Here is a 21,071-nt window from a genome sequence, read left to right on the forward strand (position 1 = left end):
CTCTCCTGCCAGCACCGGGAAAACGCGGGGTTGGCTATTACGATGAAAAAGAGACGCCGTGGCGCTTGGCGACGATATCGGAAAGCTCGGGAACAAAATTATCGCCGGCTCCTTCGTCGAGAGCGCTTGCATAAAGCGCTTCGATCGCGTGGGCGACCCCTGCCTGTACATTCAAGTCGTCGGCCAGGTTCGCTACATAGCGGATGTCCTTGCCCGCGTTGGCAAGCGAGAACCGATGAGCATTGCGGTCGCGCTCCAGCACGTATTGAAAAAACGTCTGGTAGAAGCCGCTATCCATCCGGCTACCACGAATGACGCTATCGAACACTTCAGGGGTCACACCGGCCTTCGCGCCAATGGTCAGTGCCTCCGAATAGATAGCGCCATAGCCCATGGCCAAAAATTGGTTCAAAAGCTTCATGGTATGGCCGGCACCCGCTGGGCCAACGTGAAGGATTTTGCTTGCCCAGCAGGCGAGCACCGGGCGCACGGCTTCGAGTGTGGCATCATCGGCACCCACAATCGCCTGCAGCTCACCGGTTTCGGCCTGAGTGGGCGTGCCGCCCAGTGCCGCATCGATAAACGTAACACCCTTGGCCGCCAGGCTTTCGTTTAACCGCTGGGTCAGCGTGGGTGCCGAAGTAGAGCAGTCCACGATGATCAAGCCTTCGTGAGCACCCTGCGCCAGCCCCTGCTCCCCCTCGACCGTCGCCTCGACCTGAGGCGCACCGGGTACGCAGATAAAGACGATATCCGAGCGCTCGGCGACTGCCTTGGGAGAATCGGCCGCTTCGCCACCCTGCTCCAAAAGCGGCGCCATGTTGTCATGGTTTGGGTCAAAGAGTGTCATGGCGTAGCCGCCCTGCAGGATATTACGAGCGATATTGGCCCCCATGAGCCCTAAACCGATAAAACCGATACGTTTCATTAGACATTCTCCTTTATGGTCGGCTGGCCCGACTTCTCACGGCGATTGGCAAGATCGATTGCTTGTTTCAACGCTTCGAGCAGGCTTCGCTCGTCGGCGATGCCTTGGCCGGCAATATCGAAGGCCGTACCGTGATCCACCGAGGTGCGGATCACCGGCAAGCCCACCGTCACGTTGACCCCGGCTTCGAGCCCCATCACTTTTACCGGGCCATGGCCCTGGTCGTGATACATCGCAACGACCACGTCGAAATCACCTCGCCCGGCTCGGAAAAACAGCGTATCGGCAGGGAGAGGCCCTTGAACGTCCCAACCCCGCGCGGCAAGCGTTTCGATAGCCGGCACGATTTTCTCTTCCTCTTCGCCATAACCGAACAGGCCATTCTCACCTGCGTGAGGATTGATTCCACAGACGCCGATACGCGGGTTATCGATACCGGCACGCACCAGTGTTTCGTGGGCGCGTTCGATAGTGCGGGTCACAAGCCCCGGCTCGATTCGATTGATCGCATCGATGAGCCCCATATGGGTCGTTACGTGAATAACGCGCAGATTGGGCGTCACCAGCATCATCGAGACTTCGTCGATACCGGTCAGGTGTGCCAGCATTTCGGTATGACCCGGAAAGATATGGCCGCCGGCATGCAGCGCTTCTTTATTGAGCGGCGCGGTGCAGATGGCGTCGAGCATACCGCCGTGGGTGAGTTCGACGGTTCGCGCAATGAATTGGTAGGCGGCGTTACCGGCCACCGGTGATACTTCACCGTAAGGTAATTCCTCGGGGATCAACGCCAGATCGATACAATCGAGCGTCCCCGTACTAAACCTGGCCTCTTCTACACGCTCGATAACGTTAAGTTCAAGCTGGCTGCCGACGATATTACCCGCCTTTTTCAACCGCCCTGCATCGCCAATCACCAGCGGACGGCAGCTTTGGTAGACACTGTCGTGGGCAAGCGCTTTCATGATGACCTCGGGGCCAATGCCTGCGGCATCCCCCATGGTGATACCTACAACTGGAAGGTAGCTCATCGTTGTTGGACTCCGAAGTAAGTAGTTCTGTGCGTCAATCGAGGGTGCGTGATTCGTCGACGAAAGAATCGCCATCACGCTGCTGCACCAAATAGCGCCAAGCCTGGTAGAGCGAGGAAGTCTCACCAAAACCGCCAGCTTTGGTCACCACGGGCAAGCCACTCGGGCCCAGCGATAGCACCACGCCGGGTTCGAGCTCATCTACGAGGCGCAACCGATCGATGCCAGCGGCGCTTAAAAGCGCTTTCGCCGTCTCGCCTCCCGTGGCGACCAGCCCGCCCAAACCATCGAGCTGGGGTCCCAGATAGTGCGCCAAACGACTCGATAGCGCGTAGCCGTTGATGGAGGGATCCGGTGTTTGCTGAGCAAGCGTTACCAGCACGTCCTCGCCCCGACCGAGCGCCATTTGCGCCATGAGTATCGCCTCGGGCGGCGTTGGGGAATTCAGTAACGCATGGATATCCACTCTAAATACGGCAAGCGCGCCGTTGGCCTGCTCGGCCAGATGATCGATCTGGCGATGGGAGATGGGCGACATGCTCCCCACGACCGTGAGTACTGGTCCGTTAACGCGCACTGGCACGGTGACGGGCGCTTCGCTGGTCACATATGCGCTCAAGGCTTGGGAAAGGCCCGCCGAGCCGACCCAAAACACCCTTTCAAGGGACTGGCTTGCCTGGGCGATGCGGTCAAGGTCGCCACTGGTTTGCGCATCGCACACGAGCGCCTCTACACCGTTTTCCTGCTGCGCAACGAGCCAATCGATCAGTACGTTCAGCGAGCAATCGCGCAGGGCGGCGAGCGTCAGGTGGGCGGTTTTAATCTTTTGCTGGGCGAGCATCCAAACGATGTCAGCCTTGCCAGCACGCTGTTCGTTGCGCCATACCTCGCTCTTTTCGACCGGCGTCTGATCGATGTACTGCCGGCCGTCACGTGTTACGCGTTGCATGGCGGGCATTGCAGGCGCGACGATTGCCATGCCGACATCGGGTATGAGTGCGGCGACCTCTTCGACCCAGTTACCGCGAAGGGTGGAGTCGATCTTTTTGTAAAGCTTGAGCTGCGGTGCAGCGACTCGTCGCCAGGCCTCGAGACATACAGAAGCTGCCTGAGCGGACGGCAAATGGCGCGAGTCGGTATCCACCACCAGGACTTGGCTCTGGGGCCGATCGGTTTGGGCAAGCTCGATCGAGGTGGGTAGATTCCTCCTGGCGTAGCTCACCGCACAGTCCGCCGCACCGGATAGATCGTCCGCTAAAATGGCCAGCCGGATCTCATGTGGCTGCGCTGACGAAACCTGTCCCGCCATTAACGGTACACCTGTAGCAGTTCGTCGAGACGCTGACGCTCCTGATGAGTCAATGGCAGCGCCGGCGCGCGTGTTGGCCCCGCGGGCATGCCTAAAAGCTCGGCGGCTGCCTTTAGCACCACCGGCATGGTCGCCATACCGAAGGCGTTGCGCAGCACGCGCAGTTTTTCCTGGGCCTGCCGGGCGGTGTCCATGTCTCCTGCCTGATAAGCGTTATAGATCGTCATGACGACGTCCGGCACGGCATTGGTCGTAGCGGCTACCGCGCCGTCCGCTCCGGCCAAAAGCCCCCAAAGGATGAGCGAATCCGTGCCCGTAAAGACCGCAAAATCATCACGCTTCAAACCGATCAACTGCGTTAACCGGTCGAAATCGCCTCCACTATCCTTAATGCCCTGCACCATCGGCAGGTGCGAAAGCTCCGCCACGGTATCGATGGCGATCGTGCCGCCGGTCTTGGCCGGAATGTTGTAGAGCATGAAGGGCAAGGCGGCTTCTTTGTCGATCGCCGTGTAGTGGGCGATCAACTCACGCTGTGAAACGGCATTGAAATACGGGGTGATAATCGAACAGGCATCGATACCTACCTGCGCCATACGCGCGTTCAGCTCGATGACACCCCGTGTCGTAAATCCACCGGTGCCTGCGATGACCGGCACGCGGCCTGCCGCCTGGTCGACGACTATTTGGGCCACCTTGAGCTTTTCATCATCCGTTAAAGCAAAAAACTCCCCGTTCGTGCCCAGCGCGAAGAGCCCGTGAACGCCCTTTTCGATCAGAATATCTACCAGGCTACGCAGCGCGGGTTCATCAACGGCCTGCTGGTCGTTCATGGGAGTAATGAGCGCGGGGATGATGCCTTTAAATAGCGTCATGGGGCTGGCTTCCTTAACGAATATGAACACGCATTTCGATCAAAACGATCACAAAAATGATCGATTCGATAAAAAACTGCAAGTTTCTATACTCAAAATCATTAGCTATTTCGTTCTAAAAACATATAAAAATTTGATTTTAATATATTTAATTAAAAGCAAACTTTGGTATATAAGACAAAAGTGTAAATGCATAAATTGATCGTTACGATCATTTTATAGTCATTAAAGGTCAGGCTGTGTCCGCTATCTGGCCTTCAATACCGCTCTCATTCTTTAATGCACATCACAATAAAAAAACCGGAGATCACTATGACGGTACGTAAATCACTCGGAGCACTTTTCGCCTCCTCGCTACTCCTTCCCATGACCGCGTGGGCCCAGGACGCCACGGTGCGCATCATCTCCCAGGACCCGGGTACCGGCTGGTACGCCTACGGCTCGGAGGTGGGCAAGATCATCAATCAGTCCGAAGGCGAGCTTGATCTAAATGCCGACGTTTTGCCCCGCGGCGGCGGCATGATGAACCCACTGGCCGTGGGTCAAGGCTCCGCCGACCTGGGCTTCGCTACCGCCAACGCCGCCCTCTGGGCCCGCGATGGCATCGGCGAAGAGTTCGAAGGTCGCGCCGCGGAAAACCTGCGCACGCTGGTCGGCGGCCTGCAGGCGGCCTACACCACCGTGGTCGCCCGCCGTGCCTATGTAGAGCGCACCGGCCAGCAGACCTTCGAAGAAATGGTCAACGCCGACAACCCGCCGAGCTTCGTGCTCAAGCCCACAGGGTCGCAGGTGCCGATCCTTGCCGACCACATGTTCGAAGCCCTCGGCACCAGCCTCGACGAGATGCGCGACCGGGGCGCTATCAACCAGATCAGCACCGCCCAGATTGCGCAAATGATGCGCGACGGCACCGCGGACGTTTATATCGAGAACGCCCCGCTTGGCCAGGCCACCATGCAGGAGCTGGCGCTGACCACCGACCTCTTCTTCGCGCCCATGTCCGACGACGTGCTCGATCATATGACCGAGGTAGGCGTGCCGCGTATTACCCTTCCTGAAGGCAGTTACGAGGGCATGGAGGGCGACTACGCCACCTCCAACACGCCGACCATCCTGATCGTCAGCGCCGAAATGGATGACGACGTCGCCTACCAGGTTACCAAGGCCATGGTGGAAGCACGTGATCGGCTCGCCGATTCTTTCCCGCCGCTGGCCGGCTGGGATCCGGAAGCCGGCGCTCAAGCCGACCAGGCGGTGCTCGACCTGCACCCGGGTGCCGCCCGCTACTACCGCGAGCGCGGCTGGATCGAGTAAGCGCCGACCCGGGAGCCATCACTTTTAAACTTCGTGGCGCCGCCGCAAAGACTTGCGGCGGCGCGCGGTCATCAATACGGCCATCAATTTCGGGGTACGTGTCTTGAAACCGTCCGACCTGCTCTCCTTTTCGATGCTACTGCGCGTCATCCAGATAGGGCTCTCCTTTACCTACGTCGCCTATCTATTGCGGCACTTCTTCGACCCGGCATCGCCGCTCGCGGCGGTGTCGTTTCACGTCTACATGGCCGTGGCGCTGGTCTTTGCCTTCAATCCGCTGAACTGGCAGTCGGGGCTGATGCGCTGGCTGGGCCGCGTGATCGATCTTGGCGGCATTGCGATGTCGATCGCCTTCGTGTGGGTCTATCAAAGTGAAATGAGACGTCTCGAGCGCCACCTCGAAATGATCGATCCGGTCCTCACCCTCGATATCTTCCTGCATATTGCGGGCTTGATCCTGATCTTCGAAGCAGTCCGGCGCGCCGTGGGCTGGTCGCTTCTCGTCGTGGTGCTGGGCTTTCTCGCCTACGCCTACCTGGGCCCCTACTTTCCGGGGTGGATGGCGTTCCCCGGCTTCTCGCTGTCGACGATGACCGAACTGATCAGCATGAAGACCGACGGTATCTTCGGCGTCACCGCGACGGCGGCAATCAACTTCGTGTTCTACTTCGTGTTGTTCGGCACGGTCTTTACCCTGACCGGCGGCGGTGCGCTGTTCATCGACCTGGCCATGCGTATGACCGCCCGACTGAAAGGCGGCGCGGCCAAGATGTCGCTGGTCGGCTCGGCACTGTTCGGCATGGTCTCGGGCTCGGCCATCGCCAACACCACCTCGACCGGGGCACTGACCATCCCGATCATGGGCCGCGCCGGCTACTCGAAGGACCAGGCCGCCGCGACGGAAGCCATCGCCTCTACCGGTGGACAGCTCATGCCGCCCATCATGGGGGTGGCCGCCTTCGTCATGGCGGATCTTCTCGGTATTCCCTACGGCACCATTGCGGCGGCGGCGCTGATTCCTTCAGCGGCGTTCTATTTCGCGCTCTATGTGATCGTCGACCTGCGCGCCCGGCGCTACGGCATCGGCAACGTGCCTTCGGAGCTTCTCGATATCGACCCCGTCATGCCCCGCGCGCATCTGCTGGCCTCTCCCGTCGCCATGATCGCCTGTCTGATCATCGGCTACTCCGCGCCTTATGCGGCGCTGGTGGGCACGGTCACGGCGCTGGTGGTGCCGTTTCTACGTAAGTCGACCCACTATGACCCGCGCAAGCTCTTCGACGCCGTGCTGGACGCGGCCAAGCAGATGGCGTGGATATCGGCGCCGCTAGCGGCGGTGGGTATCGTCATGGTGGTGGCCACCCAGTCGAACCTGGCGCTCAATTTCGTGAGCCTTTTGTCGGATGCTGGCACGGGGCAGCTCTATCTTTCGCTGCTGCTGGTCATTCTGGGCTGTATCATCATGGGCATGGGCTTGCCCACGGTGGCGGCCTACATCATCGGCTCGCTGGTCTTCGTGCCCGCGCTGATGGACCTGGGCGTGGATCGTCTAGCGGCGAATCTGTTCGTGCTTTACTACTGCGTGCTCTCGATGGTCACGCCGCCGGTGGCGCTTTGCTCCTACGCCGCTGCCGGTATCGCCCGCTCCGATGCCAACAAGACAGGGCTTCTGGCCTTCGCCTATTCGTTGGTGATCTTCCTCGTGCCCTTCGGCTTCATCAACGACCCGCACGTACTGTGGCAAGGCACGGGGCTGGAAATTTTCGTCGGTGCCGTAGGCATGCTGCTAGCTACGTTCTGCTGGGCGGTGTTCCTGATGGGCTGGATGAACGGCAAGCTCTCCTGGCTTGAACGGGGGATCTTCCTGGCGATCAGCCTGGCGTTGATTTTGTCACCGACGCTCTCGTCGGTCTGGAGTATCAGCGTGGCGGGCGCCGTGGCGCTGCTGCTTTGGTGTTTCACCCTGCGCCCGCGCTTGGTGCCGGTAAGCGCTTAGCCTACGCCCGGTTTTCCCGCTCGATGTATCCAGCCATTACAAGCTCCGCCACGGCGGAGTTTTTTTATGGGCAGCCGTCGTTGCCAGAGCCTTCTCGCTGAATGCGTCGATTTATCTACACTGACACAAACGATTCGTTTCCATGAGACCCTCGATTCGGGAGATGAGTATGAACGCTTTCCGTTTGCCCCTGACCGCCGGTCTGGCCTGCTCGCTGGCCGCCCTTCCCGCCCTGGCTCAGGAGGTCGTGATCGACGCCGGCAAGGTGTTCGACGGCCAGCAGATCATCGAGGACGCCCGCATTCTGGTCGAGAATGGCCGCGTGATGGCCATCGGCCCGCAATCCGAGATCGCAAGCCCCGAAGGCGCCACCCGGGTCGACCACGCCGCGCATTTCATCATGCCCGAGCTGATCGCCGGGCATAGCCACGCAGGTACCGTACAGGGCATGGAGCACGGAGGGGAGCACTACGCCCGCGAGACGGTCGAGCGCGACCTTAACCAGTTCGCGGATTTCGGTATTGCCGCGGTCAACGCCCTGGGCATGAGCCCGCCGCTTTTTTACGAGCTGCGTAGTGAGCTGCGCGGGCGGGATCACGAAGGCGCGGACCTGTACGGCGCGGGCCCGGGCATCGGCGTGCCCGACGGCGCCCCGCCGGCAGAGGAGATGAGCGTGGTCGACGGCCAGGTACTGCGTCCGAGCACCGCCGAGCAGGCCCGGGAGGCCGTGCGGGAAATGGCCGAGGCCGGGGTCGATGTGATCAAGGTGTGGATCGATGACATGGGCGGCAGTGCTCCCAAAATGGCCCCGGAGGTCTACACCGCCGCCGCAGAAGAGGCCCACGCGCAGGGGCTCAAGATCGCCGCGCACATCCACGACGCCGAGGACGCCGAAGCCGCCCTCGAGGCCGACATCGACATTCTCGCCCACGGCATTCGCGACGCAGAAATCGACGACGCGCTGGTCGAGCGCATGGCCCAGCAGCGCGTGTGGTACATCCCCACCATCAACATCGACGAAGCCGCGTATATTTACGCCGAGCACCCGGAATGGCTGGAAGATGACTTCTTCGCCCAAGGGATCAGCGACGAACTGCGCGAACGAATCGAGGACGAGCAGTGGCGCGAGCAGACGCTCGACGATAGCGACACCCAACAGGCGCGGGACGCCGTGGCCACCAACATGGCCAACCTGGCGCGCCTGTATGAGCACGGCGGTATCCGCATCGTGATGGGCACTGATTCGGGTGCCACGGCCCTGCGCGTACCCGGCATCGCCGAGCACCGCGAACTCGAGCTGATGGTCGAGGCCGGCATGGAGCCGCTCGACGTGTTGATCACCGCCACCTCCGCCGGTGCCGACATGCTGGAGATCGAGGATCTCGGGCGTATCGAAAAAGGCGCCCGGGCACAGTTTCTGGTGCTTAAAGAGGACCCTACCGAAGAGATTACCAACACGCGCCACATCCTGGAGATTTTGCGCTATTAAGGCTCTTGAGCCCCGCCACGGGGCCTGTCTCGCGTGGCGGGCTCCCGAGCGGCTTTGGACGGGCGCGTTTTAGCCAAGGCGTTCACCCCGGCCCGCGCGAGCGGCAGCAACAGCCACAAAAGCGGCGTCACCACCCAGCGCCAGATGAACCGCGTCACAATCAACACCGGCAGCAACACGATCAACCAAAGCAAAAACTGGCCAAGCCAGGCCGGTAACCCAAGCCACTGGGCCACGTTCGCCCCCAGCGCGCTGATCAGTGAGGGGTGGCGAATCACTACGTAGGCGGTGGTGGTGAGCGCGGCGATTTTGGCGATCCGGGGGAGCGTGGCGAAGCGCGCGGTACCACCGAGGGCGGCGGAGCGCACACCGGTCTGGGCACCCCGGGCTTCTACTCCAGCGACCCGGGCCCCGCGGGCGGCGCGACCGGCGCGCAGCACCTTCACCGTACTCGCCATCAACAGAAGATCGACCCCGGCCCAACCTACGTCCGCCGCACCGATCGCCTCGTCCCGGCGCCACTGGTTCTCCAGGTTGCGTACACCGCTGGTGAAGAAATCGCCCACGCCCGTCACCACTCGCTCGCCCTGCAGCCAGTGAATGTCGCCTTGTGCGTCTTGCACGAACTGATTCAAAAGCGCGTGCCCTTCATCGAGTAGCAGCGCGATGCCCATCTGTCCGCGGGTGTCTGGCCCCCACTCGGGCGCCTCGCTCTGTTCGTCGTCGGCGTCGTTCCACCAGCGGCTGGCCGCCTGGTAGCGCTCCCCCAGCCAGTGCCGGGCTTTGAGCGTGGCGATATCGTGTTCGCGATAGTAGGCGATGGGCAGCACGGCATCCGGCCCGTAACGTGCGAGCACTTCCTGAAAGGCGGGAAGAAAAGCGTAGGTCGAGAGTGTCTCGCGGGCGATGTCCCCGTAGCGCGCCAGCGCCAGGTGCGCGTTCATCCAAAGGGCGGGATTATCGGCGTAGTGAAGAAAGACGGCATTGACCGCGGCGCTCTCTTCATCCAGCGATGTCTGGAGCGAAGGCAGCGCCCGCTGGGCCTCCAGGCGTACCAGGCGCGGCTCGAAGGCGTCGCTAGAGGCAAGCGTTGCCAGCAGCCCGGCCGTGACGACGGCTAACGCGATAATCACCGGTACAACGCGCATACGGCCTCCTTGAGCGATGACAAAGGAGTTCATTAAAGCGCAACGCCCGCAAAACTCAAGGTTTGCGGGCGTTGTCAGGCACTCGGCGCCGTACCGGTTAGAAATCGTAGCTTAGGGTGGCCATCACGTTGGCGGGCGCACCTGGCATGTTGAAGGTGTTCGCCCCGCCCACCCGGTTGTAGTACTCCCGGTCGAAGACGTTGTTGAAGTTGAGCTGACCGCTGACGCTTTCGCTGAAGTCATAGCCGACCATCGCGTCGAACACCGCGTAACCCGGCGCATCGACGCCGCTGCTGGAGCCGAAGTCGCTCATCGCCGTCATGCCGGCGCCTACCCGCAGGCCACCCAGCGCCTCACCGGCGAAGTCGTACTGGGTCCAGAGGTTGACGATGTTCTTCGGCATCAGCAGGAAGATGGCGTCCTCGCGGGCATCGCCGCTTTGCTGCACCTCGGTGTCCAGATACGTATAGCCGGCGATCACGTCCCATTGATCGGTGACGCTGCCGGTCACCTCGAACTCGGCGCCCTGAATGCGCATCTTGCCGATCGGCACCGAGTAGCTGGCCCCGGTATCCGGCGAGGTACCCGCGCGGTTATCGTCGTACAGGCGGAAGGCGCTAAGGCGGGCGTTCAAGTCACCGTTCATGTAGCTACCCTTCACGCCTACTTCGTACTGGTCGCCCTCGCGCGGCTCGATCAGGTTGGCGTCCGGGCCCTCGGCGGTCTGCGGCTTGAAGACCTGGGAGTAGCTTGCGTAGAGCGAGTGGTTCTCGTCCAGGTCGAACACCACGCCGGCGTAGGGGGTCACTTTGGTATCGCTTCGATCCTGATAGGTATCGGCGGCCTTGTCCTCGAAATCGATATCGTAACGGCTCACCCGGGTACCGGCGATCAGCGCCAGCGGGTCGATCGGGCGTAGGGTCAACTTGCCATAAAGCCCGGATTCTTCCAGCCGGGTATCGGTATGGGCGTAGCCCGAACCGGTTGCCCGGGAAGCCCCCAGCACGTCCACAAAAGCCAGCTCGTTCAACTCGTCCCGGGTGACCCGGCGCCCGGCCAGGCTGCGCGAACGCCCGGACTCGGTCTCGGTGTCGAAGCGCTTGTAGTCGCCGCCCACTACGAATTCGCTGACGCTATCGAAGGCGGCGAAGGGTTGGCTGTAGCTTGCATCCAGCGCCAGCGCTTGCTGATCGATCCGGCTGCCGATCGCCGCCACCGTCAAGCGGTCATCCGCATCCAGGGCGCTGCCGCCGAAGGCGTAGTTGTAGTTGGCATTACGGTCCGAATAGCGCGCCGCGACCCGCCCAAAGCCGCCGGTATCGAAGCGGTGGGTCAGCTCGGCGATCCAGTCGTTCGAATAGCTGTCGAAGTCGTTCCAACCGGCGCCGAAGAAATCCGAACGCGACCCATACAGAAGCTCGTTGTCGGGGCCTACCGGATGGCCGTTGTTGACGCGGATGTCCTTGCTGTTATGGATGTAGCCAAGCCCGAAGGTGGTCGAATCGTCGAGGTCGACGTCGATGGCGGCGTAAATATCGTTTTGCTGGTTGGTGTTGCGATCGACGAACTCACCGTGATGGGCGCGGTCGAGCACCAACCGCCCGCGCACCCGGCCATCATCGCCATCGAGTGGGCCGGAAACATCGACCTGAGCCGAGCGCTGCTGATCCGTTCCCGCGCCTACGCTGATGCGCCCCTGGGGGTCGTAGGTAGGCCGCTTACGCACCAGGTTGACGATGCCGCCCATTTCGCTGGTGCTATCGAAAAGCCCGGAGGGGCCGCGCATGATCTCGACGCGGTCGAACGCCGAAAGCGTCGGCACCGAGCCCGTGATGCTGGTCATCGGTGCGGGCAAGCCGTCGATACTGTACTCGTCGTACTCGAAACCGCGGGCGTAAATCGAGGAGCGGCCGTTGTCGTTGGAGAGCACGCGCATGCCCGGCGTGCGGCGGCCAAGCTCGTCCAGGGTGGTGAAGTTTTGATCTTCGATCGCCTCACGCGTCACCACACTGACCGACTGGGGAATATCGCGCAGGGAGGCCGGGGTTTTGGTCCCCACGGTCGCCGCGTCCACCCCGTAGCCACCGGTCACCTCGGAAGGCAGCATTTCGTACAGGCGGTTGCCTTCCACGGTCACGGTCTCGAGTCGCATGGCCTCGCCGGTGGCCTGCGCCAGTACGTTCGGCGTAAAGCCGAGCAGCAGCGCCGCACTCCCCACCGCGGCCGCGTTTTGATAAGTACGCCGTTTGACCAACATCGCTCCCTCCCCTTTTGATATCTGTTTCGCGCCTGCTTTGCGAATGAGAATCCATTACAATAAAATTCAAGGCAGCGGATTATGGCATCTTGCGGGGCGCGCCACCTTTGCCAAGGCGTCGCTTTGCTATGCAAACGCTGCAAATACGATAAGCAGGCTTATTTACAGGAGCCTCACGTGGACGGTTCACGCGACAAGCACGTCATTAGCACGACCGACCTGCAACGGTTGTCGGCACATCTGGTAAAACATCAGCGCCTGGAGGCGCCAGCCTGGGACAAACGCTCGGCGCCGCTTTCGGGAAAAATGTGGGTGAGCGAGCGGGAACCGGGCATGCAGCTGCGCCTGGCGGACATCGAGGACCGCTTCGGGCTCAAAAGCCAGGCGCTGCTCCCGGCGGGGGTCAAAATCGCGCTGGTCGTCCAGGGCAGCGCCCAGGTGCGCTACGGCCATCACGAAACACTGCTGGGCCCGGAAGAGCCGCACTCTGCGCTGATCGCCACTCTTCCCGATAAAACGCCCTTCGTGCGCACCGGTCGGCCGGGCACTTTCGAGCGTACACTGACGCTCTCGCTCTCCCCGCGCTGGCTAGCGCGCCACGGCTACCAGGCCCTGGCCGAGCCCCCTTCGCCTGCGGTTCACCACTTTACCCCCTCGTCCGGCCTCTTGGCCCTGGCCAAGAGCCTCTTCGAGACCGGTAGCGAAGAACCCACGCCGGCCACGCGTTTGATCATCGACGGCTTCGCTACCCTTTTGGCCGGCGAGGCACTAAAGCACGCGCCGCAAAAGCCCCCCGCTTTGGCCCCGGGCCGGGTACGCCTGGCAAGGCTCATGGCGCTCATCGACCGGGGAGAAGCGCGCGGGCTCAGCCAAAAAGCGCTGGCCCGGCGGCTAGGCATGAGCCTAAGTGCGCTGCAAAGAAGTTTTTCCAGCGAACGCGGTGAGCCGCTGGGCCAGTTTTTACGCCGCCACCATTTGGATAGGGCGCGAAAGGCGCTGGAGCGGGAGGCAATCAGCATCGAACAAGCGGCGATGCTGGCGGGCTACACCAGCGCCACCAACTTCGCCACGGCCTTCAAACGCGAATTTGGTATAGCGCCCAGCGATTACCGTAGCCAGCGCAGGGACTCAAAACGCGCCCGCCGCGACATTTCACCGCACAAGCGCGGCGTCTGCTAGGCTTAATCGGCACACGGCTAATCCATCGAACCGCTATCTATAAAATCCAATTAGGGAGCAATCATTGCCATGGCTACGTTACACGGGAGCCGACCGGGCGTTTGGTTACTGCTGATCGCCGCACTTATCGGGGGAGCGTTAGCGCTTTACGCTTATTTGACACCTTTGACCGGCGTTACCGGAACCCTTGGCGCGCTGGTGGCCATGCTGGGCTGCGCGATACTGGCAGCGGCGGCGGCAGGGCTTTTCAAGCTCCATCAGGGCGCCGGGCTCATCGTACTTCGCGTGCTTATTTTACTGGGGTTGGCGGGTACATTTTTTGCCGCCCTGCTACTTCATCAGTGGCTGCTGGCCGCAGTACTGGTGATCGGCCTTGTGGGGCTGGTCGTCGACGTCGCCCGCGCTTCTTCTCGTACACCCGGCCATCCTTGAGGCGCATCATGTCAAACGATCACGGTTTTTCCTCGCGCCCTGCCCTGCGCCTTTTCCCCGGCATGACGCCGCTTGCGCTCTCGACGCTGCTCCTAGCGCCGCTACCGCTGCTGGCTCAACCAACGCAAGCGCCTGACGAGGCGCCGGATGCGCAAGCGCGTCCCGAGAACAGCGCCGCACCCATTCCCCTGGTGCCCGAAGGCGGCGTTTGGGACGGCTTTCATGGCCAGCTCAACGCGCAAAAATATAGCCCGCTTGACCAGATCAACGTCGACAATGTCGGCGAGCTCGAAAAAGCCTGGGAATTTCATACCGGGGACGTCTCCGATGGCTCCGGCGACATCGCGCCCACGGTCTGGTCGGCCACGCCGGTGTTTGCCAACGATACGGTTTATATCGGCACGCCGTTTTATCGGGTGTTCGCCCTCGACCCGGCCACCGGCGAAGAGCGCTGGCGCTTCGATACCGCCTCGAGCCAGGAGCCGCTAACCCAGCCGGCGCTCAAAAGCCGCGGCGTGGCCTACTGGGAGGCCGACGACCCCGTCGAGGGGGAAGCCTGCCAGAAGATCGTCTACTTCGGCACCATGGATGCCCAGCTCTTTGCGCTGGACGCCGATAGCGGCGAGCTGTGCGAAGGCTTCGCCGACGGCGGCGTATTGAACGTCGACGAGTGGAACAACATGCCCGAGAACTGGCCGCTGTCGCTTTTACAGCCCCCCACCGTGGTGGGCGACCGGTTGATTCTGGGCTGGGCGGGCAAGGATTGGGAGGAGAGCGAGGCGCCGGCGGGCACGGTGTTCGGTCTCAACGCGCGCACCGGCGAGCGCGAGTGGACCTTCGAGGCGCTAACCCAAGAGATGCGCGAACGCAGCGGCACCGCCAACGTCTGGACCCACATGAGCGCCGACGAAGAGCTAGGGCTCGTTTACCTGCCCGTGGCCTCGCCCTCGCCCAACTTCTGGGGCGGCAACCGCACCGAGGAAGTGCCGCTGGCGACTTCGACCACTGCACTGGATATCGAAACCGGCGAGGTGGTCTGGTCGCGTCAGTGGGTGCATCACGACATCTGGGATTACGACATCAACGCAGCGCCGACGCTGATGGACATCACCGTCGATGGTGAAGAGATTCCCGCCTTGATGCAGGCCACCAAAATGGGCTTTCTATTCGTGGTCAACCGCGAAACCGGCGAGGACGTCTGGCCGATCGAGGAGCGCGAAGTGCCCGGCGGCGATGGCAATGTAGAGGGTGAGGTGTATGCGCCTACCCAACCTTTCCCCACCCTGCCCGCGCCGCTTCTGGACCAGTCCCAGAAACCCAAGGTATGGGCACTGGCGGATGCGGTCAGCTTCGGCCAGTGTTCGGCGCTTTGGGACGATCTTTGGTACGAGGGTATGTACACCCCGCCCACCACCGAAGGCGAAGGGACGCTGGCCTACCCGGACAGCGCCGGCGGCGTGCAATGGGGCGGCGTGGCGTTCGACCCGCAAAGCCAAACCGCGGTGGTGAACACCTCGCATATCGTGCAGTACATCAAGCTTTTCGATCGCGATACGTATATCGAAGCGGATAGCGGCTCGGGCAACGAGAGCGGCTTTGCGCCCCAGGAAGGCGCGCCCTACGGTATGCGTTTGGAAGTGGCGCTGAACTGGCTGGGTATGCCCTGCTGGGAGCCGCCCTTTGGCGAGCTCGTTGCGCTGGACATGACCAGCGGCGAGGTCAAATGGCGTCGTCCGGTGGGCGCCTCGCAGCAGTTCGGGTTCTTCATGCCGGAGCGCTGGGGCTCGCCGACCATCGGCGGCCCGGCGGTCACCGCCGGGGGCCTGATCTTCATCGGCGCCTCCATGGATGCCAAGGTACGCGCCTATTCGCTGGAAACCGGCGAGCAGCTCTGGTCGGACCAGGCCCAGGCGCCGGTGGTTTCCAACCCGTCGGTGTATGAGTACCAGGGTCGCCAGTACGTGGCCTTCGTCGCCGGGGGTAATACCATCCTGAAAGACCACGTGGGCGACCAGGTCTTCGTGTACGCGCTCCCCGAGTAACTGCATGCAGCGCTATCGAGGCGGCCTCAAAGGCCGCCTTTTTAGTGAGTAGCACTTGGGAGCAGCACTTGGGAATAGCACTTGAGAGTAGCGCTTGGCGTCAACGCAGTGTCATCTTCGACGAGTAGGCTCACTCCCCGGTTACCGATGCCGATAACGTTTGGGGAGTTAAATGAAAAAAGTAACGACACTGGTTTTGCTGTTCACGCCGGCGCTGGCCCTGGCCGGCGAAGAGGCCTCACGGCCGGTGATTGAACACCTGACGTTGGGCGAACTGCGCCCGACCCAGCCGGCGCTGGGGTATCGTCAGATGGATTACAAGCAGGGGCGTTTTGCCCTCGATCGCGAAAAACTGTTCGACGAATACTGCGAAACCGCCGGGCAAGGCGAAATCGCCACCTTCGATGACGCCTCGATGCTCGCGGATATCGAAAGCTTTCGCTGCCAGGACGAGGTCGGCACGCATACCGGCGACATGAAAACGGCGGTGGTCGCGCCCAACGGCGAGCGCTACCTGACCGACGGCCATCACACCTTCAGCAATTTCATTACCCAGCAAGGGCAGGCGTTTGAGATGCCGGTGCTGATCACCGACGACTACAGCGAGCTGGCGGATATGCAGCGCTTTTGGGACACCCTGCAAAACGAGCGCCAGGTGTGGCTCGACGCCCCGAATGGCACCATCACGCCGGACGAGCTACCCACCGCATTGGGCCGGGAGCATCAGATGGACGACGCCTGGCGTTCACTGGTCTACTTCACTCGCGGCGTGGGCTACGTCAAGCCCGCCACGCCACCGCCCTTTCTGGAGTTTTACTGGGGGCAGTGGCTTGCCGAGCGACTATCGATGGACGCGCTCGATTTGACCACTCAAGAAGGTTACGCCGAGGCCGTGGCCCAGGCGGCGCGGCTCATGGTCGACACCCCAAGCGACACGGTGATCGCCGAGACGGCTCAGGGGCCGCTAACCGCCAGGGCGATGGGCCAGCTCGACGCCTTCGACCAAAGCGCGCTCGATAAACTTTCAAGCGAGCGCGGCAAGCTCACCTACGCGTTCTCCCAGGAGTAAAAAGCCGGACCTCGCGCCTGTTGCCCGGGCGCGGGGTCAACGACGCCTTGAAGTCTCGGCCGCCTCGCCCTGCCTGGTCAGCGCGGCTTCCATACGATCTAGCTGCGCTTGTAAATTGCGTACGTCGCCGCGCAGCGCGCTCAGCTCCGCCTCCTCGCCTTCGCCGTTATCCAGCGCCATCTGGGCGCTCTCCTTTTGCATCACGTCCAGCACGATGCCGATCATCATGTTCAAAAAAACGAAGGCGTTCAAAAAGATGAACGTGAGAAAGTAGATCCAGGCGTAGGGAAACTGCTCCATGGTTGGGTACAACACCGCCGTGGCCCAGCTCTCGAACGTGGCGACCTGAAAGAGCGTTAGCATGGCCAGCGCAATGTTGCCCCAGAGCTGTTCGTCGACGGTGTGAAACAAGAAACTACCGATCGCCGCGTAAATATAAAAGATGATGAACATCAAAAGCGCCACGTAGCCCATGCGCGGGATCGACTTCAAAAGCGCCGAGAGCAGCATTTGAAGCTCCGGGATCATCGACACCAGGCGCAGCACGCGGAAAATACGCAGAAGCCTGGCCAGCAGCACCATCTCGGACTCATCCATGGGGATGAGGCTAGCGGTGACGATCAAAAAGTCGAATATGTTCCAGCCCTTCTTGAAGAAGTCTCTAAGCCGGGGCTCGGCGGCCATACGAATGAGCACTTCGACCAAAAAGAAGACCGTCACCGCTACATCCAGATACCCCAGCCACTGCTCGAACCGGCTCACCTCATCGTAGGTGCGCGCGCCGATCACCAGCGCCGAGATGACGATGATCGCGATCACGACGGTCTCGAAGATTTTATTGCTGCGCAGCTGCTCGAAACGGGCCTGCCAGGTGCTAAACGAAGTGCTCATGACTCAAAGGGTCTCTCGTACGCGATAGCGTGAATCCGGGGGTAAAGCCTGGGCATTATTCCTTTGGAGGTGCCGGCAACGCAAACCCTGGCGCGCATTTAAACGCGGGCCGCCATGGAAGTGATAGAATGAGGGCTTCCCTTTTTAATTAACCCACTACGACTAAAGCCGCAAACCCCCTCGACAAATGGTATTCTCCCGCGGTCTGTTTACACTGTTTCAGCTGGAAAGCGCCTAGCGCGCAATGCCACGTTCTATACCTTGTGCTGGATGCCCCAATGACACTGCTTTGGATTGTTTTACTCCCCTTACTGGGCGTGCTGATGCCGGTCATCGCTGGTAAACGCTCGCGTTTGACGTGCTCGCTTGCCACCGCTATCGCGCCGGCCATTGCGCTGGGCCTGACGCTTTGGCAGATCCCGGCACTCGGTGAAGGCCAGCCGCTGCGGTTTTTCGCCGAGTGGCTGCCCGAGCTTGGCCTGGCACTGGCCTTTCGCCTGGACGGGTTGTCGCTGCTCTTCAATCTCTTGATTTTGGGCATTGGACTACTGATTCTGCTCTACGCTCACTTCTATCTTTCGAAAGAGGAGCCGGTGGGGCGTTTTTACAGCTTCTTGATGCTGTTCATGGCGTCGATGGTGGGGATTTCGCTCTCCAATAACTTATTGCTGCTGTGGCTCTTTTGGGAGCTTACGAGCCTATCGTCGTTTCTTTTGATCGGCTTTTGGTCCCACCGCAACGATGCCCGTAAAGGCGCGCGCATGGCGCTGACCGTGACCGGCGCCGGCGGGCTTGCCCTGCTCGCCGGGCTTTTGCTGCTGGGCAGTATCGCCGGCAGTTTCGACATGGACACGGTACTGGCAAGTGGCGCGATGATCGTCGAGGACCCGCGCTATCCGGTCATGCTCGGGCTGATTCTGCTCGGCGCGTTTACCAAATCCGCGCAGTTTCCGTTTCATTTCTGGCTGCCCAACGCCATGGCCGCGCCCACGCCGGTCTCGGCATACCTGCACTCGGCCACCATGGTCAAGGCGGGTATATTTTTGATGGCGCGCCTGCACCCGGCGCTCGCGGATAGCACCCTGTGGCAGCTCGTGGTTCCCGTGGTGGGCATGATCACGCTGATTTACGGCGCCTGGTTCGCGTTTTTCAAAACCGACTTGAAGGGCATACTCGCCTACTCGACGATCAGTCATTTGGGCCTGATCACGGTGCTTTTGGGTATCGGCAGCCCCATGGCGGTACTAGCGGCGCTTTTCCATATCATCAACCACGCGGCCTTCAAGGCGGCGCTTTTCATGATTGCCGGTATCATCGACCACGAAGCGGGTACCCGCGAGCTCAAGCAGCTTGGGCGGCTAAGAAAAAGCATGCCAGTCACCGCGCTGCTTCTGACGCTGGCCGCCGCCGCCATGGCCGGGGTGCCGCTATTCAACGGCTTCATTTCCAAGGAAATGTTCTTTACCGAGACCCTGGAGAGCCCGCTTTTGGGTGGGCTTAGCTGGCTAATACCGGCGCTGGCGACGCTTGGCGGTATTTTGTCGGTCGGATACTCGGTGCGTTTGGTGGTGGCGGTATGCCATAAAGAGCCGCGTCAGGCGTCGCCCAAGACGCCGCACGAGCCGCCCTACTTGATGCGCCTGCCGGTGGAAATCCTCGTGGGCATCTGCCTGCTGGTGGGTATCCTGCCCGCCTTCATGGCGACCGGGCTGCTGGATCTGGCCACGCAAGCAGTACTGCAAGCGCCGCTCGATTTTCATCTATCGCTCTGGCACGGCTTTAACCTGCCGCTATTGATGAGTGTGATCGCCTTTATAGTCGGCGCGGCGCTTTACTGGCGTCATCACGATCTACGCCGCTTTACCAGCGGCTTCGCGCCCATGGATGCTAGCCGTATTTTCGAGCGCACCGTGGTTAGCCTGGCGCACCGCTGCGAGCTTTTGATCACCGCCTGGGACGGCCAGTCGCTTCAGCGCTATATGGGCTGGCTGCTGCTGGCGACCCTGGTCATGGGCGCGATGGGGCTTTCGCAAATCACCGAGCTGACTGGCGAGCTTGGCAACCAGCCGGTGGACGGCATCGTGCTGTTCGGCGCCTTGATGCTGATTTTTGGCGGCCTGGCCACCGCCGTAACCCACCGCTACCGGCTGATATCGCTTTTGATGCTCTCGGTAGTCGGGCTTTTCGTGGCACTGACCTTCGCGCGTTTTTCGGCGCCGGACCTGGCCCTGACCCAGCTCTCGGTCGAGGTCGTGACCATGATCCTTTTGATGTTGGCGCTTTTTTTCCTGCCGCAAAAAACCCCGCCGGAATCCAGCCCCAAACGTAACCTGCGCGATATCGTGCTGGCCGGCGCGGTTGGCGGCGTGGTGGCGAGCCTCAACTACGCGGTGATGACCCGCGAAACGCTCTCGATTTCGCAGTTTTTCATGGAGAACAGCGTACCCGGCGGCGGTGGCCATAACGTGGTCAACGTCATTCTGGTCGATTTCCGCGGCTTCGATACCCTGGGTGAAATCACCGTGCTGGCGCTGGCCGGTCTTGCCATTTTCAAACTGTTGAATCGGCTTAGGCTGTTCATTCCGCACAGCGACAGCGAAGGTCGCCTCTGGTCGCCGGACCGCTACCCGGCGATTCTTACCTCGATTTCGCTGGCGCTTTTACCGCTGGCCCTGCTGGTGTCGGCGTTCATCTTCATTCGCGGGCACAACGAGCCCGGCGGCGGCTTTATTGCCGGTTTGATTACCGCGGTCGCGCTCATTCTGCTTTATATGGCCCGTGGCGTGGAGTGGGCGCAAGAGCGCCTGGACTTCCCCTTCCAGCCCGTGGCCGTGGTGGGCGTGGCCGTTGCCACCCTGACCGGCCTGGGGAGCTGGCTGTTCGGCCACCCGTTCTTAACCTCTGCCTTTAGCTATTTCAGCCTGCCATTGGTGGGCAAGTTCGAGCTGGCCACGGCGCTTTTATTCGATCTAGGGGTGTACCTGGCCGTGGTCGGGGCAACGCTGATGATTCTGGCGAACCTGGGCAAGGTGACCACCGCGCACCGCCCGGTGGTCAATGCCACGAAAGACGACAACACCGCGGCGGCAATCAACAAGGAGACGCCCTGAT

15 protein-coding genes are annotated in these 21,071 nt (G+C 61.4%); 8 read left to right on the forward strand and 7 right to left on the reverse strand.

Annotation, left to right across the window (positions count from 1 at the left end):
- Positions 1-37: 37 nt before the first annotated feature.
- Genes ACWHVV_RS10915 through dapA form a run of 4 tightly spaced genes read right to left on the reverse strand, consistent with a single transcriptional unit; the run spans position 38 to position 4,143 of the window.
- The gene (locus tag ACWHVV_RS10915) at positions 38-928 is read right to left on the reverse strand and encodes an NAD(P)-dependent oxidoreductase (protein ID WP_447926261.1); all 891 of its coding nucleotides are present in this window, start codon (positions 926-928) and stop codon (positions 38-40) included.
- Positions 928-1,959 carry a 4-hydroxythreonine-4-phosphate dehydrogenase PdxA gene (gene pdxA / locus ACWHVV_RS10920; RefSeq protein WP_447926262.1) on the reverse strand — a complete coding sequence of 344 codons (1,032 nt, stop codon included), beginning with the start codon at positions 1,957-1,959 and terminating at the stop codon, positions 928-930. The genes ACWHVV_RS10915 and pdxA overlap by 1 nt, the downstream gene beginning before the upstream one ends.
- Before the next feature lie 34 nt (positions 1,960-1,993).
- Complete coding sequence (locus ACWHVV_RS10925) at positions 1,994-3,268, reverse strand: four-carbon acid sugar kinase family protein (protein ID WP_447926263.1); 1,275 nt, start codon at positions 3,266-3,268, stop codon at positions 1,994-1,996.
- Positions 3,268-4,143 carry a 4-hydroxy-tetrahydrodipicolinate synthase gene (gene dapA / locus ACWHVV_RS10930; RefSeq protein WP_447926264.1) on the reverse strand — a complete coding sequence of 292 codons (876 nt, stop codon included), beginning with the start codon at positions 4,141-4,143 and terminating at the stop codon, positions 3,268-3,270. The genes ACWHVV_RS10925 and dapA overlap by 1 nt, the downstream gene beginning before the upstream one ends.
- Before the next feature lie 312 nt (positions 4,144-4,455).
- On the opposite strand from dapA, the gene ACWHVV_RS10935 reads away from it, so the two are divergent.
- The 3 genes from ACWHVV_RS10935 (at position 4,456) to ACWHVV_RS10945 (ending at position 8,942) form a co-directional block, all read left to right on the forward strand.
- Complete coding sequence (locus ACWHVV_RS10935; protein ID WP_447926265.1) at positions 4,456-5,457, forward strand: TAXI family TRAP transporter solute-binding subunit; 1,002 nt, start codon at positions 4,456-4,458, stop codon at positions 5,455-5,457.
- Between the two features lie 103 nt (positions 5,458-5,560).
- Positions 5,561-7,453 carry a TRAP transporter permease gene (locus tag ACWHVV_RS10940; protein WP_447926266.1) on the forward strand — a complete coding sequence of 631 codons (1,893 nt, stop codon included), beginning with the start codon at positions 5,561-5,563 and terminating at the stop codon, positions 7,451-7,453.
- A gap of 169 nt (positions 7,454-7,622) precedes the next feature.
- Positions 7,623-8,942, forward strand: a complete 1,320-nt coding sequence (locus ACWHVV_RS10945; RefSeq protein ID WP_447926267.1) for an amidohydrolase family protein — start codon at positions 7,623-7,625, stop codon at positions 8,940-8,942.
- Here ACWHVV_RS10945 and ACWHVV_RS10950 read toward each other — a convergent pair.
- Entirely contained in the window at positions 8,939-10,090 is a 1,152-nt protein-coding gene (locus tag ACWHVV_RS10950; protein ID WP_447926268.1) for a hypothetical protein, read from the reverse strand. The two genes, ACWHVV_RS10945 and ACWHVV_RS10950, sit on opposite strands and share 4 nt — an antisense overlap.
- Before the next feature lie 97 nt (positions 10,091-10,187).
- Complete coding sequence (locus ACWHVV_RS10955) at positions 10,188-12,347, reverse strand: TonB-dependent siderophore receptor (RefSeq protein ID WP_447926269.1); 2,160 nt, start codon at positions 12,345-12,347, stop codon at positions 10,188-10,190.
- Between the two features lie 177 nt (positions 12,348-12,524).
- Here ACWHVV_RS10955 and ACWHVV_RS10960 point away from each other — a divergent pair, with 177 nt between their 5' ends.
- The 4 genes from ACWHVV_RS10960 (at position 12,525) to ACWHVV_RS10975 (ending at position 17,069) form a co-directional block, all read left to right on the forward strand.
- Complete coding sequence (locus ACWHVV_RS10960; RefSeq protein ID WP_447926270.1) at positions 12,525-13,526, forward strand: helix-turn-helix transcriptional regulator; 1,002 nt, start codon at positions 12,525-12,527, stop codon at positions 13,524-13,526.
- A 69-nt stretch (positions 13,527-13,595) separates the two neighbouring features.
- Positions 13,596-13,958, forward strand: a complete 363-nt coding sequence (locus tag ACWHVV_RS10965; protein ID WP_447926271.1) for a hypothetical protein — start codon at positions 13,596-13,598, stop codon at positions 13,956-13,958.
- Between the two features lie 8 nt (positions 13,959-13,966).
- Positions 13,967-16,000, forward strand: a complete 2,034-nt coding sequence (locus ACWHVV_RS10970) for a pyrroloquinoline quinone-dependent dehydrogenase (protein ID WP_447926272.1) — start codon at positions 13,967-13,969, stop codon at positions 15,998-16,000.
- Positions 16,001-16,172: 172 nt separating this feature from the next.
- Complete coding sequence (locus tag ACWHVV_RS10975; protein ID WP_447926273.1) at positions 16,173-17,069, forward strand: ParB/Srx family N-terminal domain-containing protein; 897 nt, start codon at positions 16,173-16,175, stop codon at positions 17,067-17,069.
- A gap of 36 nt (positions 17,070-17,105) precedes the next feature.
- Here the strand turns inward: ACWHVV_RS10975 and ACWHVV_RS10980 are convergent, their stop codons facing one another.
- Positions 17,106-17,960 (reverse strand): ion transporter, encoded by an 855-nt coding sequence (locus ACWHVV_RS10980; protein WP_447926274.1) that lies wholly within the window; start codon positions 17,958-17,960, stop codon positions 17,106-17,108.
- 278 nt (positions 17,961-18,238) lie between these two features.
- Here ACWHVV_RS10980 and ACWHVV_RS10985 point away from each other — a divergent pair, with 278 nt between their 5' ends.
- On the forward strand, positions 18,239-21,070 hold the full coding sequence (locus ACWHVV_RS10985) for a monovalent cation/H+ antiporter subunit A (protein ID WP_447926275.1): 2,832 nt from the start codon (positions 18,239-18,241) through the stop codon (positions 21,068-21,070).
- Position 21,071 lies beyond the last annotated feature (1 nt).

This window comes from Vreelandella sp. EE27 (assembly GCF_968206495.1).

What these genes read in the sequence shown, in the direction of transcription:
- ACWHVV_RS10915 (WP_447926261.1), bottom strand. Translation starts at nt 928, where the DNA reads ATGAAACGTATCGGTTTTATCGGTTTAGGGCTCATGGGGGCCAATATC.
- pdxA (WP_447926262.1), bottom strand. Translation starts at nt 1,959, where the DNA reads ATGAGCTACCTTCCAGTTGTAGGTATCACCATGGGGGATGCCGCAGGC.
- ACWHVV_RS10925 (WP_447926263.1), bottom strand. Translation starts at nt 3,268, where the DNA reads ATGGCGGGACAGGTTTCGTCAGCGCAGCCACATGAGATCCGGCTGGCC.
- dapA (WP_447926264.1), bottom strand. Translation starts at nt 4,143, where the DNA reads ATGACGCTATTTAAAGGCATCATCCCCGCGCTCATTACTCCCATGAAC.
- ACWHVV_RS10935 (WP_447926265.1), top strand. Translation starts at nt 4,456, where the DNA reads ATGACGGTACGTAAATCACTCGGAGCACTTTTCGCCTCCTCGCTACTC.
- ACWHVV_RS10945 (WP_447926267.1), top strand. Translation starts at nt 7,623, where the DNA reads ATGAACGCTTTCCGTTTGCCCCTGACCGCCGGTCTGGCCTGCTCGCTG.
- ACWHVV_RS10950 (WP_447926268.1), bottom strand. Translation starts at nt 10,090, where the DNA reads ATGCGCGTTGTACCGGTGATTATCGCGTTAGCCGTCGTCACGGCCGGG.
- ACWHVV_RS10955 (WP_447926269.1), bottom strand. Translation starts at nt 12,347, where the DNA reads ATGTTGGTCAAACGGCGTACTTATCAAAACGCGGCCGCGGTGGGGAGT.
- ACWHVV_RS10965 (WP_447926271.1), top strand. Translation starts at nt 13,596, where the DNA reads ATGGCTACGTTACACGGGAGCCGACCGGGCGTTTGGTTACTGCTGATC.
- ACWHVV_RS10970 (WP_447926272.1), top strand. Translation starts at nt 13,967, where the DNA reads ATGTCAAACGATCACGGTTTTTCCTCGCGCCCTGCCCTGCGCCTTTTC.
- ACWHVV_RS10975 (WP_447926273.1), top strand. Translation starts at nt 16,173, where the DNA reads ATGAAAAAAGTAACGACACTGGTTTTGCTGTTCACGCCGGCGCTGGCC.
- ACWHVV_RS10980 (WP_447926274.1), bottom strand. Translation starts at nt 17,960, where the DNA reads ATGAGCACTTCGTTTAGCACCTGGCAGGCCCGTTTCGAGCAGCTGCGC.
- ACWHVV_RS10985 (WP_447926275.1), top strand. Translation starts at nt 18,239, where the DNA reads ATGACACTGCTTTGGATTGTTTTACTCCCCTTACTGGGCGTGCTGATG.